General features: G+C 34.2%; 13 protein-coding genes and 1 other RNA gene. 6 read left to right on the top strand and 8 right to left on the bottom strand.

Features of this window, described 5'->3' with window-relative positions; genetic code table 11:
• Nucleotides 1-37: 37 nt before the first annotated feature.
• The gene (locus RU96_RS07370; protein WP_071864895.1) at nt 38-1,207 is read right to left on the bottom strand and encodes a class I SAM-dependent rRNA methyltransferase; all 1,170 of its coding nucleotides are present in this window, start codon (nt 1,205-1,207) and stop codon (nt 38-40) included.
• 208 nt (nt 1,208-1,415) lie between these two features.
• Here RU96_RS07370 and RU96_RS07365 point away from each other — a divergent pair, with 208 nt between their 5' ends.
• From RU96_RS07365 to RU96_RS07355, 3 genes are all read left to right on the top strand, one after another.
• Nucleotides 1,416-3,527, top strand: coding sequence for an LTA synthase family protein (locus RU96_RS07365; protein WP_071864894.1), 2,112 nt, complete (start codon nt 1,416-1,418; stop codon nt 3,525-3,527).
• A 102-nt stretch (nt 3,528-3,629) separates the two neighbouring features.
• Nucleotides 3,630-4,355, top strand: coding sequence for a hypothetical protein (locus RU96_RS07360; RefSeq protein WP_071864893.1), 726 nt, complete (start codon nt 3,630-3,632; stop codon nt 4,353-4,355).
• An 84-nt stretch (nt 4,356-4,439) separates the two neighbouring features.
• A complete protein-coding gene (locus tag RU96_RS07355; protein WP_071864892.1) occupies nt 4,440-4,928 on the top strand; it encodes a hypothetical protein in 489 nt (162 codons plus the stop codon).
• 125 nt (nt 4,929-5,053) lie between these two features.
• On the opposite strand, the gene RU96_RS07350 is transcribed toward RU96_RS07355, so the two are convergent.
• The 3 genes from RU96_RS07350 to RU96_RS07340 are packed head-to-tail and all read right to left on the bottom strand — an operon-like array spanning nt 5,054 to nt 7,581.
• Complete coding sequence (locus RU96_RS07350; RefSeq protein WP_071864891.1) at nt 5,054-6,514, bottom strand: sensor histidine kinase; 1,461 nt, start codon at nt 6,512-6,514, stop codon at nt 5,054-5,056.
• Nucleotides 6,514-7,230 (bottom strand): response regulator transcription factor, encoded by a 717-nt coding sequence (locus RU96_RS07345; RefSeq protein ID WP_071864890.1) that lies wholly within the window; start codon nt 7,228-7,230, stop codon nt 6,514-6,516. The genes RU96_RS07350 and RU96_RS07345 overlap by 1 nt, the downstream gene beginning before the upstream one ends.
• 9 nt (nt 7,231-7,239) lie before the next feature.
• Nucleotides 7,240-7,581, bottom strand: a complete 342-nt coding sequence (locus RU96_RS07340; RefSeq protein WP_071864889.1) for an SdpI family protein — start codon at nt 7,579-7,581, stop codon at nt 7,240-7,242.
• 311 nt (nt 7,582-7,892) lie between these two features.
• Between RU96_RS07340 and RU96_RS07335 the strand changes: the two genes are divergently transcribed.
• A complete protein-coding gene (locus RU96_RS07335) occupies nt 7,893-8,666 on the top strand; it encodes a Cof-type HAD-IIB family hydrolase (RefSeq protein ID WP_071864888.1) in 774 nt (257 codons plus the stop codon).
• Between the two features lie 77 nt (nt 8,667-8,743).
• Nucleotides 8,744-9,107, top strand: a transfer-messenger RNA (tmRNA) gene (ssrA, locus tag RU96_RS07330).
• A 455-nt stretch (nt 9,108-9,562) separates the two neighbouring features.
• Here ssrA and RU96_RS07325 read toward each other — a convergent pair.
• Nucleotides 9,563-9,790: a hypothetical protein gene (locus RU96_RS07325; RefSeq protein ID WP_071864887.1), complete on the bottom strand. Its 228-nt coding sequence runs from the start codon at nt 9,788-9,790 to the stop codon at nt 9,563-9,565.
• Between the two features lie 124 nt (nt 9,791-9,914).
• On the bottom strand, nt 9,915-10,385 hold the full coding sequence (locus RU96_RS07320) for a GAF domain-containing protein (protein ID WP_071864886.1): 471 nt from the start codon (nt 10,383-10,385) through the stop codon (nt 9,915-9,917).
• 135 nt (nt 10,386-10,520) lie between these two features.
• On the opposite strand from RU96_RS07320, the gene RU96_RS07315 reads away from it, so the two are divergent.
• Complete coding sequence (locus RU96_RS07315) at nt 10,521-11,591, top strand: endonuclease/exonuclease/phosphatase family protein (protein WP_071864885.1); 1,071 nt, start codon at nt 10,521-10,523, stop codon at nt 11,589-11,591.
• A gap of 91 nt (nt 11,592-11,682) precedes the next feature.
• Here RU96_RS07315 and RU96_RS07310 read toward each other — a convergent pair whose 3' ends face one another.
• Nucleotides 11,683-13,197, bottom strand: coding sequence for an AcpB/EbpR/MafR family transcriptional regulator (locus RU96_RS07310; protein WP_071864884.1), 1,515 nt, complete (start codon nt 13,195-13,197; stop codon nt 11,683-11,685).
• A gap of 215 nt (nt 13,198-13,412) precedes the next feature.
• Nucleotides 13,413-13,976, bottom strand: coding sequence for a TetR/AcrR family transcriptional regulator (locus tag RU96_RS07305; protein WP_071864883.1), 564 nt, complete (start codon nt 13,974-13,976; stop codon nt 13,413-13,415).
• Between the last annotated feature and the right edge of the window lie 82 nt (nt 13,977-14,058).

Raw genomic sequence — 14,058 nt, 5'->3', positions numbered from 1 at the left:
CCCTTTTACCTTCCGAGTTGATTTTCTTATTTACTAACTATTGTTGTACACGATAAATTAAAACTTTTAAGTAATTCCCCTCTTTAAAAGCCGGATTAACCTGAAAATCAGCAGGCAGACGTTTTGTATCTAATAGTTGGTAGTCCACTTTTGCTGTTATAAACTCTTTTTCAATCATCTGTTGAAATTTTTCCAAAGTTACATTTGCCGTGTTAGCCGATGCGATAATAATTCCTTCATTATTTAAAATAGGCAGACTTGCTGCAATCAGCTGACCATAATTATTTTTCACTTTAAAAACTTGTTTTTTATTACGGGCAAAGCTCGGTGGATCCAAAATGATTACATCGTATTTCAAGTTCTTTTTTAAAGCATACGAGAAATAATTAAAAACATCCATCACGTGTATTTTTTGGGCCGCAACATCTAAACCATTGACTTCAAATTGTTCACGAGTTTTCCCTAGGCTACGCTTGGCTAAATCAACGCTAGTAGTACTACTAGCACCTCCCATTGCCGCAGCTACTGAAAAAGCTCCTGTATAACTAAACATATTTAAGACTGTTTTTCCTGCTGCCAGACCATCAACTAAAAGACCACGCACAGCACGTTGGTCTAAAAAGATGCCCGTCATTAACCCTTCATTTAAATACGTAGCAAAATTAACAAAGTTTTCTTTTACAAGTAATGGTTCCGGTGCTTTTTGTCCGTATAAATGGTCAGATTCCGGTAAATCACTTGTAAAACGGATTTTTTCATAGGCGCCTAAAACTTCGGGAAAAATTTCTTTAAAAGCAGCAATTATCTGATCCTTTTTTTCAAACAAGGTTTGATTGTACCAAGAAAAAACAGCATATTGGTTATACCATTCAATCGTAATTCCACCAATACCATCACCCTCCCCATTAAAAAGGCGAAAGGCATTTGTAGCCTCATCGTTAAAAAATGCTTGTCGCAGGGCTTTTGCCTTAGCAAAGGCACGGGCGTAAAAGCTTTGATCAATTGTTTCATCTTGCCAAGAAAGAACCCAACCGATTCCTTTGTTTTGTTTACCTAAATAACCTTTAGCTAAAAAATTACCTTTTTGATCGACAAAATCAACCCAACCTGTCCCATGCTCTAATTTGGTTGCGATATCTTCTAATTGGACTAACGGATTTGATTGGCGCATTTTTTTTACACCAAATTTATTCATTTGAATTTTCATACTTTCACCTGCTCTTCTTTCAAAAAAAGTATAGCAAAAATAACAGTATTTGTCTGTGCTTTCTGAAGTTAAAGAATTACTTAATTAATTAGCCCGCCCGCAATTTCAATTGACATAAAAAACGGTGATTAGTAAAATGTAAACAGTGTATATTTTCATTTTTTCATTAAGCTTGCAAAAGCAGACTTGGAAAAGGAAGGATAAAACAGTGAAAAATATTAAAACTCCCGCTTTCTTAAATAAACGGCTGGGCTTCTTTGCATTATTAGCCGTTCTTTTTTGGGCCAAAAACATTTTTGCCTACTTTGTTGATTTCAACTTAGGCATTGAAAGTATGCGTCAATACTTAATTTTATTTATTAATCCAATTGCGACAACTTTATTCTTGTTGTCAATTGCATTATACGTAAGGCGCACCAAAGCTTCTTATATCACCATGATGGTAATTTACTTTTTGATGTCGTTACTTCTTTTTTCTAACGTCTCTTACTATCGGGAATTCACCGATTTTATTACCATTAATACAATGCTAGGGGCCGGCAAAGTCGCAAGTGGACTAGGTGAAAGTGCCATCCGCTTATTCCGTCCTTATGATTTACTTTACTTTGTGGATATCGTCGTGATTGTAGCGTTACTGTTCACCAAAAAGATAAAAATGGACCAAAGACCCGTACGTGCTAGAATGGCATTTGCCATCTCGACATTATCTGTCATGATCTTCTCTGGTAATTTATTCTTAGCTGAAGTGGATCGGCCTGAATTATTAACGCGAACTTTTTCTCGTGATTATTTAGTAAAATATCTCGGAATTAACGCATTTACCGTTTATGATGGCATTCAAACCTACCAAGCTTCACAAGTAAGAGCACAAGCCAGTGCTAATGATATGAAAGAAGCCGAAAACTATGTGAAAAGCCATTATGCCGCACCTAATAGTGATTATTTTGGCATGGCAAAAGGTAAAAACGTCATTTATATTCACTTGGAGAGTACGCAACAATTTTTAATCGATTACAAATTAAAAGACGCTGAAGGTAAAGAACATGAAGTTATGCCATTTATCAATAGCCTCTATCATAGTAAGAGTACCTTTAGTTTTGACAATTTCTTCCATCAAGTAAAAGCTGGGAAAACATCCGATGCTGAAACATTAATGGATAATTCATTATTTGGTTTAAACCAAGGCGCTTTGATGACACAATTAGGTGGTAAAAACACATTCCAATCTGCGCCAAATATCTTAAATCAAACACAAGGTTACTCTAGTGCTGTTTTCCACGGAAATGCCGGAACTTTTTGGAATCGTAATGAAACTTATAAACGTTGGGGTTATCAAAACTTCTTCGATGCTTCTTATTACGATGTCAATGATAGTAATTCATTCCAATATGGCTTACATGATAAACCATTCTTTGAACAATCTGTAAAATATCTAGAACAGTTACAACAGCCGTTTTATACTAAGTTTATCGCAGTTTCAAACCACTTCCCTTATTCACAATTTACAAATGATGAAGCTGGTTTTCCAATGGCAAACACAAATGATGAAACAATCAATGGCTATTTTGCCACTGCTAACTACTTGGATCGTGCGGTAGAAGAATTCTTTAACTATTTAAAAGCTAGCGGTTTATATGATAACTCCGTGATTGTTTTATACGGTGACCATTATGGTATTTCCACTTCACGAAATAAAAACTTAGCTGAACTTTTAGGCAAAGACAAAGAAACTTGGACTGGTTATGATGATGCACAAATGCAACGCGTTCCTTATATGATTCATATTCCAGGTCAATCAAAAGGTGGCATTAACCATACTTATGGTGGTCAAGTTGATGCCTTGCCAACTTTATTACACTTATTGGGTGTTGATACTAAAAACTACATTCAACTTGGTCAAGATTTATTCTCAAAACAACATGAACAACTAGTGTCATTCCGTGACGGTGATTTTGTAACAGATAAATACACCTACTACGGTGGCACATTGTACGATAACGCGACCGGTCAAGCAATTACCGCTCCAGATGAAAAGTTAAAAAACCAAGTAACCAAATGGAAAGAAGAAGTCAGCAAACAGCTTGCTACTTCAGATCAAATTAATAATGGAGACTTGTTACGCTTTTACACCGGCAGTAATTTAAAAGAACTCGATCCAGAAAAATTCAATTATAAGAATGCTTTGGATCAATTAGGAAAACAAGAAAGTAAACTTGGAAATAAATCGACCAGCGTTTATTCTGAACATGGCGATAAATCAACGCAAGATTTATACCAAACAAAGACCTACAAGCAATACGAAGCAGAAGGTCATAAATAAAAAAAGAAGTTTCGGTTTTTTAACCGGAACTTCTTTTTTTTGCAAAAACAACTTCATACTTTGTTCAAACTCACCACGTATAATTTCTATGAGGTGAAAAAGATGCGGACAGTCCATTATGCAGTTGCCAGTCTACACTACCATAAAAAAATATATCTTCCCTATTTTATTGCATTAGTCGTGATGACTGTTGGTATATTTTTTACATTGTGTTTAATTAATTCAGCTCAAGTTGTTTACCACAGCTTACAAGATATGCTCACAAATAACCCACTAAATGAAGATAAAAATTGGGATAATGCTTTACAATTTTTCTTTAGCCAAATGAAAAATATTTATTTATCTTTTACACTTGTTTTTTTAGTCGCGTTGACTGTTTTGACGTTCTTTTTTGCAAGCTATTCTTTTAACCGGCGCCAAAAAGAATTACAAACATTTTTTGCTTCCGGACGTTCATATTTTAACGTGGCCCTACAAATTATATATGAATTTGTTTTACCTGCACTGTTGGTGGTAGGCGTCATTACGTGTCTTACCTTGGTTTTTCAACCCTTCATCCAACGAATTTGTGAAACAATCCATACGCAAACCGCACAAATGATTCGAACAAATGACTTAACAAATTTAAATAATGGCACCCAATTTGGTATTCGTTTACCCAAAAACTATCCCCTTTTAATCCAATCTGTTTTTATAAGTAGCCGTGATTGGCTGAATGTTTTGACTACCACAATTGGACAGACAGTCGGCTTATTGTTAGTTAACTTTGCTGTCGGGTTACCATTAGCTATCTTAGGAAGTAAAATCCGCTTTTTTAGAAAGCATTAAAGTAGCGCAATTTTCTATTGCAGAATTTAACGTTTTGATTTGACTTTGTACGACGTAAATATTTAAGTTAGAGGAAGTGATTTCATGGAAAAAATCAGCTCACAACAGCATTTTAAAATTTTTTACGGGGAAACATTAGCTCAAGCACAACAAAATTTCCAACGAGAATTACAACGTCTCACCGCAGATGTAGGAAAAATTAGTCTCACTCCTGATTTTATTCCTTATCTTTCACTAACCGAAAATCTTTTAATGGGTTTTCCCAATAAATTTTATAAGCAAAAAATTACTGAACTGCCACTGGCGAAAGAGTTACAAGTAAGCGATGTTCTTTTAAATAAAGAACCGGAAAGTTTAACGCAAGTAGAAATGATTCAATTGCAGATTTTTCGCGCTTTGCTAGCTGAAAATAAGATTATTTGTTTAGAAGATATCATTACGGCCTTAACCATCCCCGAACGCCAGCAACTCTTTAGCCTGTTTCGAGATCTAATTGAAAAAGAAGACTTAGTAATTTATCTTTTAACTACGGATGAAACATTAGTTGATAACTTAAAACAAGTTGATTTATAATTTTAGCAAAACTAAAAAAGTAGTTATTTCAAAAGCAATCCTTACTAAAAAACCGGCTACACTTAAAAAGTGTAGCCGGTTTTTTAACTAGCGCAGTAATACAATTACCACTACTATTCCCATATTTACTCGTTTGTTTCATCAGGGATTTCAACATCGGGAAAAGTTATCGTAAACTTAGTTCCTTCGTTTAATTTACTATCTACTTTAATGCTTCCTTTGTGTAAACGAACCAATTGTTGGACAATTGGTAGACCAAGACCCGACTCACCAAATTTACGATTTTTTCTGGAAGGATCCGCTTTGTAATAACGATCCCAAATATTACGTTGTTGTTCTTCTGTCATGCCAATGCCTGTATCACTGATTTCAACGATTGTTTCCAAATAGCCTTTTTTCAAATTGATATAAATATCACCATTTTGGGTAAACTGAATCGCATTTTGAATAATATTGACCACAATTTGGACAAACCGATCGTAATCAGCATATACATCAATCGGTTCAGTAACGTCAAAATGTAATGTATCCCCCGCCGCTTCTGCTTTTTTCTCAAGCTGTGTTAAAACATTTTGTAGGGCTTCTGTTCCATTGAATTTTTTAACTACAATCGAAATTTGATTGGTGCGAATTTTTTCATAGTCCAGATTTTCATTTACTAAACGAATTAAGCGTTCCGTTTCATTTTTCATTAAACGCACAGCGTTTTCTTTTTGGTTTTCAGGAATCGCATTGTATTCTAAACCTTCTAACAACCCGTTAATGGTGGTTAGAGGTGTTCGCATTTCATGAGAAGCATCCGCCATAAATTGTTTGCGCCGTTCTTCTTGTCTTTCAATTTCTTCTTGTGATTCTTTTAGAGAGATCGTCATTTTATTAAAATCATCTGCTAATTCATCAAATTCATCTTTATCATGAACCGGTAATTGTACATCGAAATTACCATTGGCAATTTCTTTTGTTGCTTTTTTCATGCGATTAATACGTCGCACCTGCATGCTGGCATAAAAGTAACTGATAATTAGCGCAATAACACTAGAGATGATAAAACCTTTAAACAAGTTCAACGTCACAGAATTAACACTATCTGAAATGTTTTTAGCTGGTTGCGTTACAATGAGCGCCCCGTAAAATTCACCTTCCAAATTAAAAGGCACCATAGCATAGGAAGTTACTTCTTTTTCACCAAATACATTCGTATCGGAAGTCTTTTTTTGCCGCTCACCTGCTTTTAAAGCATTCCACTGGCTTTCTGTAATTGAAAAATGAACGTTAGCATTATTGGGATAAGTGGATTTACCACTTTTATTAATAAAGACAAAATTCACATCTTGTTGGTTTAGGGCAAGTTCTGTGAACATCAGCGAATTATGCAGACTATCATCTGGTGTCGTTACATTAGCATTTGGTAGTTCCGCGTAATTTTGTGCAGTTTTTGCCACTGATTCTGCATATCCGAATAATTGCCGATAGTTATTATCTTCCATGGTTTGTTTGGTCAATTGCGTAAAAGAAATACCAACAATTAATAAAATTACGGCAATAACGACCCAAAAAGCCATCAACTGCTGATAGAGGTAACGCATTATGCCACCCCAGAATCATCAAATTTATACCCAACACCCCATACAGTTTGAATCACTTGCGGTCCTACTTTTTCTATTTTTTGCCGTAGTTTTTTAATATGAGCATCCACCGTCCGCTCATCCCCAAAATACTGATAGTCCCAAACTAATTCTAATAACTGTTCACGGGAAAAAACTTGGCGTGGTTTTTTTGCTAACGTGTACAATAAATCAAATTCTTTTGGTGTTAAACCATCAATTAAAGTATCATCTAAATACGCTTCTCTAGTTTTCGTATTCATTTTAAAGTGCTTGGTAACAATATCAAAAGTATTATCATCTTCTTTTTCAGTCGTAACACTTTCAGCCAGCTCACTCCGACGATGCAATGCCTTCATCCTTGCAATTAATGTCAAAGGACTAAATGGTTTCGTGACATAATCATCTGCTCCCATTTCTAAACCAATAACTTGGTCACTTTCTGAATCTCTAGCCGTTAACATGATAATTGGTACTGTCTTGGAAATTTTACGAATTTCTCGTGCAACTGCCATACCATCTAAGCTGGGTAAATTCAAATCAAGTGTAATCATATCCCAATGTTCTGGTTCTTGCATAAATGCATCAAGACCTTCTTGGCCATCATACTTAAAAGTTGCTTCCCAACCTTCGTTTAAAAAAAACATCTGCATCATTTCTGAAACAGCTTCATTATCTTCAATCATTAAAATATTCATTTTTTTCCCCTACCTTTCTGCTTCTTTTGCAGCATGCCGGCGATCAAATCGCTGTAATAATTCTTCTGTTCCAGCAAAAACACCAATAATTGGTAATGGAATTAAAAGCATTTCTGCAATAAAATAATTTGTATTTCCCGTCTCTTTTAGTAAAAAACCAATTCCAGCACAAATAAAGCCAACTACTAATAATAACAAGCTATTTACTTTTTGCGCATAGCGCCAATTTTGGCTGTTTTTCTTTGCTAAAACAGAAGGATATCCATAAATTAAATTTGGCTTTTTCGCTGGGAATAAAAAGAAACAAAAACCGATAACCAGCATGATAACACCCACATATAAAAAAATCACAACTGTCTCACTCCTTGCTCATAGTATAACTGAAATTGTAAAGCAAGACCAATAACTTCACATTTTCTTCAAGTAAGCTTGCCTGTTTTTTCACCCTTTATTAAGAAAAATTACGGTAACAAATTAAATACCAACCAAAATATAAAATTCTACTCGCTTTTATTTCCATTAGTGGTTTTGGCTTTTAAATTAAAAAGCTAGTAAGGTTACGTTTAATTTGCTAAAGTGATAATGAGAAAACAAAACGGTTGTAACAATCTATTTGATTACTTTACTTTCAAATATTTACAACTAAGATAGGAGAATGATACATGACGACGTATAAAGCAACAGCTTTTTTTGATTTAGACGGTACCTTACTGGATGATAAATCCCAAGTACGACCTGAAATTGCAAATGCGATGACACAATTAAAAGAAAACAACGTCTTACCGGTCATCGCCACAGGACGTACCGAAGTGGAAGTTGCGTCCATTATGAAACAAGCCAATATTGACAGTGATATTATTATGAATGGCGCTTTTATTCGAGTCGACGGTGAAATTATCTTTTCTGATTTATACGAGAAAACACTAATTAAAGAAGTTTATGATGCCGCCAAAGCAAATGGTGATGCCATTTCTTTTTATAATGAAAACGAAATATGGTGTAACGAACATAATGAATTCTTACTAGGAGCTTACAACTTCATTCATACACCTGTTCCGCCATTAGACCCTGATGGCTATCTGACGAAACCTGTTAACATGTTACTCGTTTTAGGGCAAAACAATGACACTTATTACACTGAACGTTTCCCTCAGTTGAATTTTTATCGCAATACTCCTTACTCACTAGATACGGTTAAAAAGACCGTTTCAAAAGGCAATGCCGTTAAACTTTTACAAGAAAAACTACAATTAACTAATGTTCCCGCCTATGCTTTTGGTGATGGTCCTAATGATGTCGCCCTTTTTGATGCTTGCGATATTAAAATAGCTATGGGTAATGGTGTGCCGTTGTTAAAAGAAAAAGCAGACTTTGTGACAAAAAGTAATACCGAGGGCGGAATTGTCCATGCATTGAAACATTTTGGCTTAATTTAATTACTATAAAAGTAGCCAGACTTTTCATCGTCTGGCTTTCATGTTATAATTAACTTTGCTGTGATGCCCTATATAACGGGGACGTTACGGATTCGACAGGCATAGTTCGAGCTCGAATGGCGCTTCGTAGGTTACGGCTACGTTAAAACGTTACAGTTAAATATAACTGCTAAAAACGAAAACTCTTACGCTTTAGCTGCCTAAAAACAGTTAGCGTAGATCCTCCCGGCATCGCCCATGTGCTCGGGTAAGGGTCTCAAATTTAGTGGGATACGCTAAGTTTTTCCGTCTGTAAAACTTAGAAGAGATTATCAGACTAGCAAAGTAAAAAGCCTGTCCCTCGGCGTTTTACCGCGCGAATCTCAAAAGAGCGGACTATGAGCGTAGTCTTTTGGGTGGCGATGTGTTTGGACGCGGGTTCGACTCCCGCCGTCTCCATTGATAGTTTTCAGTGGTTTTTACTAGAGATACAAACCTTTTTAAATAAGGGATTGTATCTCTTTTTTTAGCAAATTTTATTTTTTACAACAAAAGGAAGGTCAAAAGGAGGGGCATTTTTCTAGTGGCTTTCATAACGAGAGCACAACATATAAAAAGGCGACTATTTCTTTGCTAGTATCTAAGTACAACATATTCTTATCGTTATGGTTTTGTCATCTTTGTCTTAAACTTCCTCAAACTGTAAAAAAAGTTCATCATCTTGTAATCGATTATCGTGTTAAAATTTAGCAAAGGAGGTTTGCCCTTTGGAGAAACTATTTTTTGCACCATTTAATTGGCTTTATTCTTTATTATCTTGAAATAAAAATGCTTCAAAAGGCAGCGGAAATTTACCAGCTACTTTTTGAAGCATTTTTGATTTTTAGACTCCTGTTTTTTCTAAAAACCTTTTATTTTTAACTAAAGAAACATTCTACTTCTGCTTTACCATATACTTCTGAATATTTAACAACTACTTTTCCAAAGCGTTCTTGAATTTCATCATGATCAACCAAATCATATTTTTCAACGCTTAATACCAAACAATTTTCCAATTTTTTCACTACTTCACCAATTACTCTACGCTGAAGTCCCACTGGTTTACATTCGTATACTTGGCCTAAACTAATATTATCTTTATTCATCGCGACTCCTTTTATAATCTTTTTTTAATTATTTTGTAATATTAATATATCATTATTTAATGTTTATGCCAAGTATTTTTAACAATAAATAAAAAAATAGTGCTGACAAAATACCAGCACCACTTTATTTCATTAGTAATTGCGCATATTCTTCTAAAAATTTTTGGTCAATTTCATCATAGCTGTTGGTTTTACTACTATCTAAATCTAAAACACCAATTAATTCATTGTTTTTAATCAAAGGTACAACAATTTCTGACATAGCAGCAGAATCACAAGAAATATAATTTTCATATTCTTTGACATTCCCGACAATGACAGTTTGACGTTTTTGGGCGCTCTCGCCACATACACCTTTGCCCATTTGTATTCTGGTACAAGAAACTCGCCCTTGAAAAGGTTCCAAGATTAATTGGTCTGCTTTAAACAAATAATAGCCCGCAAAAACTGTATCTGGTAATGTTTCTTTTAATAAAGCTGATGAATTTGCTAAATTTGCTAATAAATCATCTTCAATTTCAAGTAATCCTTTTTGTTGTAATAATAGTAATTCATAAGCAGCTACTTTTTCTTCTTTTGTAAAAGCCACACACATCACCTCTTGTTGGCATTATACGCTAATCTCTTTTAAAATGCTTCTGTAAAATAAGCGAAATGACAAAAATTTTAACAAAAGAAATCGTGTGACAGTTTTTAAAATTTTGTGTAGGATAAACTGGGAGGTAAGTACATGAAAAAATGGTTCAAAATAATTTTAGCATTCATTAGCATTTTTCTTGTCGTTATAATTGGTTATCTGGGTTACGTATTTTTAAGTTATCATCGCATTCCGGATAATCAAAATTTAACGGTCAAAATAAGACAAACAAAAAAATTAGCAACAGAAAAATCATACCGCGCCTTAACTTATAATATTGGTTATGCTTCTTATCCACCAACATATAGTTTTTTTATGGACGGTGGAACGCAGTCACGAGCCGATAGTAAGGGTATTATATATAAAAATCTTGGGGGTATCACCAAAACCGTAAAAGCACAAAATCCAGACTTTATTTTTTATCAAGAGGTTGATGAAACGGGGGATCGTTCCTACCATGTCAATGAGGTGAATTTTCTCCAACAAAAATTTGGAAATTATAATACCGTTTATGGGGTTAATTATGACTCCCCTTATCTCTTTTATCCGTTTACCCAACCGATTGGAAAAACAAAATCTGGTTTAGTGACCTTAAGTAAGAGCTCTTTAACAAATGCCAAGCGCTATCAACTGCCGATTGATACCGGTGTAACGAAAATTTTAGATTATGACCGTGCTTTTACCGTCACAAGATCACCTGTTGAAAATGGTAAAGATATGGTAGTCATTAATATTCATCTTTCTGCTTATACCAAAAATAAAGCTGTCCAAAAAGCCCAATTAGAAAAACTAACTAATTTTTTAACCCAGGAATATCAAAAAGACAACTATGTTTTAGTCGCAGGAGATTTTAATCATGACATTTTGGGCAATGCACCAACTGTTTTTGGCACTACCAAAGAGCCATTGACTTGGACACATCCATTTCCAAAAGATCAATTACCACCAGGCTTTCATATCCCGACAGAAAATTTAGCGACCGCAAAAATTCCTTCTGCCAGAAATTTAAATGAACCCTACAAAGAAGGTAAAACGTTTGTCACATTGATTGATGGCTTCATTGTTTCAGACAATATTGCAGTTAAAAACGTAGCTGTAGTTAATACATCTTTTGCTTATTCTGATCACAATCCGGTTACACTCGATTTTCAGTTAAAAAAATAAATCGGGCTAAATTTAATTTCAAACCTTAACCCTCAAATGTAGGACCACGTCTGACATTTTGAGGGTTTATTTTTTAGAATTGTAGCCTCTGTTAAGAAACAATTCTTTGTTCGACGTTACATTGTTCAATCAATTCACTAACTATTTCTTGAATTGAAGCGATATTTTGCCAAGATAAATAGGAGTCAATGGGCAGTAGTGGCACCGAACAAGGAATCTTTAAGTCTTCTGTGGTTAAGATTAAATCGTACGCCTCAAGGTTTTGAAAAAGTGTTGTTGTTTCGTGGTTTCCTTGGTATATTTCAAAATCACCATATATTTTTTTCTCTATTTGACTAGCCAAATAATTTTCGGCAGTTGGTGACAAATTGGAAAGTAATAAAATTTTAATTCTTTTTTGCCCCCACGAAATCCGTTCCACCCAGTCTGGTATAGTGGTTAAAATCCAATAGACATAGGAAATTACAAAATCTTTTTCGAAATAGAAATAATATTGCGCTGTAATGTCTTCAACTAACCTTGTGATTTTAGCGACGCCGACTGGATAAGTTTTTGCCATTGCTAAAACAAAACTTTCTTTATCTAAACGAAGAATATTTACACACGTTCCTTTAGTAGCGTATAAAAAAGAAGAGTTTTGTAAAGTACAAATCAGTTGAACTTGTTCTTTTTGTGTCAAAGGTTTGATAAATGCTGCATTCAATTGTGTAATTAATTGCTCATGAATATCGTAATGAACTTTACCTCGTTCATTGTTTTTTACTATATAGTCCAACTGTTCTTCACTAAAAATCAAGCTATCACTATATAAAAGCCAAAAAGCATCCTGACAGCCTCTTTCATCTAAAGAAAAATCAAAATACTCTTTTACTAACTGCTGACAAGTGATAAATCGGGTCGTTAGTGGTAACTGAAGAAAGTCATTTTTTAATTGCCATTTGGGAAAATGATGCTGATTTTTCATACGCCACAAGCTAATATAAAAATTATAAGCCAAGCGCTGAATAAAAATATGTTTAACAGGAAAATTATTTTTCACTAGAAAATCTGTTACAAATGCAAAAATTACCTCTTGATGTTCTTCTTTTAATTTTGGTAAATTAATTCCCATTTGAAAATGTTTTTCGTTAAAATAACGATAATATAATTGCCGAATCACACTCTCCTTACCTTCTAAGCGCAAAGGACGATGTTTTAGCTCAATATCTGCCTCTTTTAAGACAAGTTGAATTTTCTTCAAGTAGCGTTGCGTATTGGAAATACTTAAATATAAATCACTCGCTAATTCAGTAATATTTTCATGTTGTTCATAAAGTAATGCTTCAAAAATTTGAAACTCTGACGATCGCTGTAAAAATTCAGCATATAATCTACTGACAGGAGAATTTTTTTGAACTTTTAGTTGATATAAGCCTTTGTACTTCTCAATTGTCGCAACGTCTTGTTCTTCATTGACTAGGCGAATATCATTTAGTAAAACAGGCAAAGAACAGCGCAATTCCGCTATCAGGCGATCAGTAGGTAGTCCTTGTTTTGTTTCATACAATAATTCGATTAAGCGCAAATGACGTAACATACTTTTATTTAACAATGACCTTAAATTCATCAAATCACTCCTGACTAATATTTTTGCTAACTACTTTCTCATTTAGCTTAGCAAAAAATAATCATTTTACAATCATCCTCGTATCCTCTATTAGAAAAACCCCCATTTATGAGAATTAATCGCAACAAAAAAGCCCGTTTCTGAATTGTCGTTAAACCAGAAACAAAGCTAAACTTTCCTCATGTTTAAGCGTAATTCAGCAGGCTTTTTATGCGCTATGCTGCTTTAACTTGATTTAGATTTTCTACTAAACTCGTTAGATGAAGCAATAAATTACTCTCTTGTTTCATTTCCATAAAACGGCGATGCGTCATCACACTACCAATCAGCAGCAAAAAATATTTATTTTCTAGTTGTCGTCTTGCTTTTGAATCGAAGTGACACCATTGTGGGTCAGCTTGAATTAATTCATAAAAAAACTGATGGGAAACATCATGAATGGCCTGACAAGTACTTCGTTTCTTTTTAGGATAAAAAAAGATATGTAAAAACAAGTCATAACATTTTTGATTGTACAGCACAAAATGCTGCGCAAAATCGGCTAAGCCATGAGAATTTGGAAAATCCTTTTGAAAATCATAATGGAGGTTTTTAAAATAATTCGCTACTAATTCATGTTTTAAATCCGCCATCGAATCAAACTGCTTATAAATCGGCTGCGTGCTCATCTTCATATAATCAGCCAAATTACGAGTTGTTAATTCATCAAAGCCATATGCCTGAACAAATTTTGCCGCTTTATTAAGAATCATTTTTTTCGTAAATTTTGTTTTTCTCATATAACTCCTCCTCATCTAATAAAATTTTAACAATCGATCAAGAAGAAAAGTTTTTTTATTTTTTATACCCTCGTAAAAAACG

This window comes from Enterococcus canintestini (genome assembly GCF_001885735.1).
Taxonomy (GTDB): Bacteria; Bacillota; Bacilli; order Lactobacillales; family Enterococcaceae; genus Enterococcus_C; species Enterococcus_C canintestini.
The sequence above is the reverse complement of the archived record's forward strand: the minus strand, read 5'-3'. Positions and strand labels throughout refer to the sequence as shown.

What these genes read in the sequence shown, in the direction of transcription:
- RU96_RS07370 (WP_071864895.1), bottom strand. Translation starts at nt 1,207, where the DNA reads ATGAAAATTCAAATGAATAAATTTGGTGTAAAAAAAATGCGCCAATCA.
- RU96_RS07360 (WP_071864893.1), top strand. Translation starts at nt 3,630, where the DNA reads ATGCGGACAGTCCATTATGCAGTTGCCAGTCTACACTACCATAAAAAA.
- RU96_RS07355 (WP_071864892.1), top strand. Translation starts at nt 4,440, where the DNA reads ATGGAAAAAATCAGCTCACAACAGCATTTTAAAATTTTTTACGGGGAA.
- RU96_RS07350 (WP_071864891.1), bottom strand. Translation starts at nt 6,514, where the DNA reads ATGCGTTACCTCTATCAGCAGTTGATGGCTTTTTGGGTCGTTATTGCC.
- RU96_RS07345 (WP_071864890.1), bottom strand. Translation starts at nt 7,230, where the DNA reads ATGAATATTTTAATGATTGAAGATAATGAAGCTGTTTCAGAAATGATG.
- RU96_RS07335 (WP_071864888.1), top strand. Translation starts at nt 7,893, where the DNA reads ATGACGACGTATAAAGCAACAGCTTTTTTTGATTTAGACGGTACCTTA.
- RU96_RS07325 (WP_071864887.1), bottom strand. Translation starts at nt 9,790, where the DNA reads ATGAATAAAGATAATATTAGTTTAGGCCAAGTATACGAATGTAAACCA.
- RU96_RS07320 (WP_071864886.1), bottom strand. Translation starts at nt 10,385, where the DNA reads ATGTGTGTGGCTTTTACAAAAGAAGAAAAAGTAGCTGCTTATGAATTA.
- RU96_RS07315 (WP_071864885.1), top strand. Translation starts at nt 10,521, where the DNA reads ATGAAAAAATGGTTCAAAATAATTTTAGCATTCATTAGCATTTTTCTT.
- RU96_RS07310 (WP_071864884.1), bottom strand. Translation starts at nt 13,197, where the DNA reads ATGAATTTAAGGTCATTGTTAAATAAAAGTATGTTACGTCATTTGCGC.
- RU96_RS07305 (WP_071864883.1), bottom strand. Translation starts at nt 13,976, where the DNA reads ATGAGAAAAACAAAATTTACGAAAAAAATGATTCTTAATAAAGCGGCA.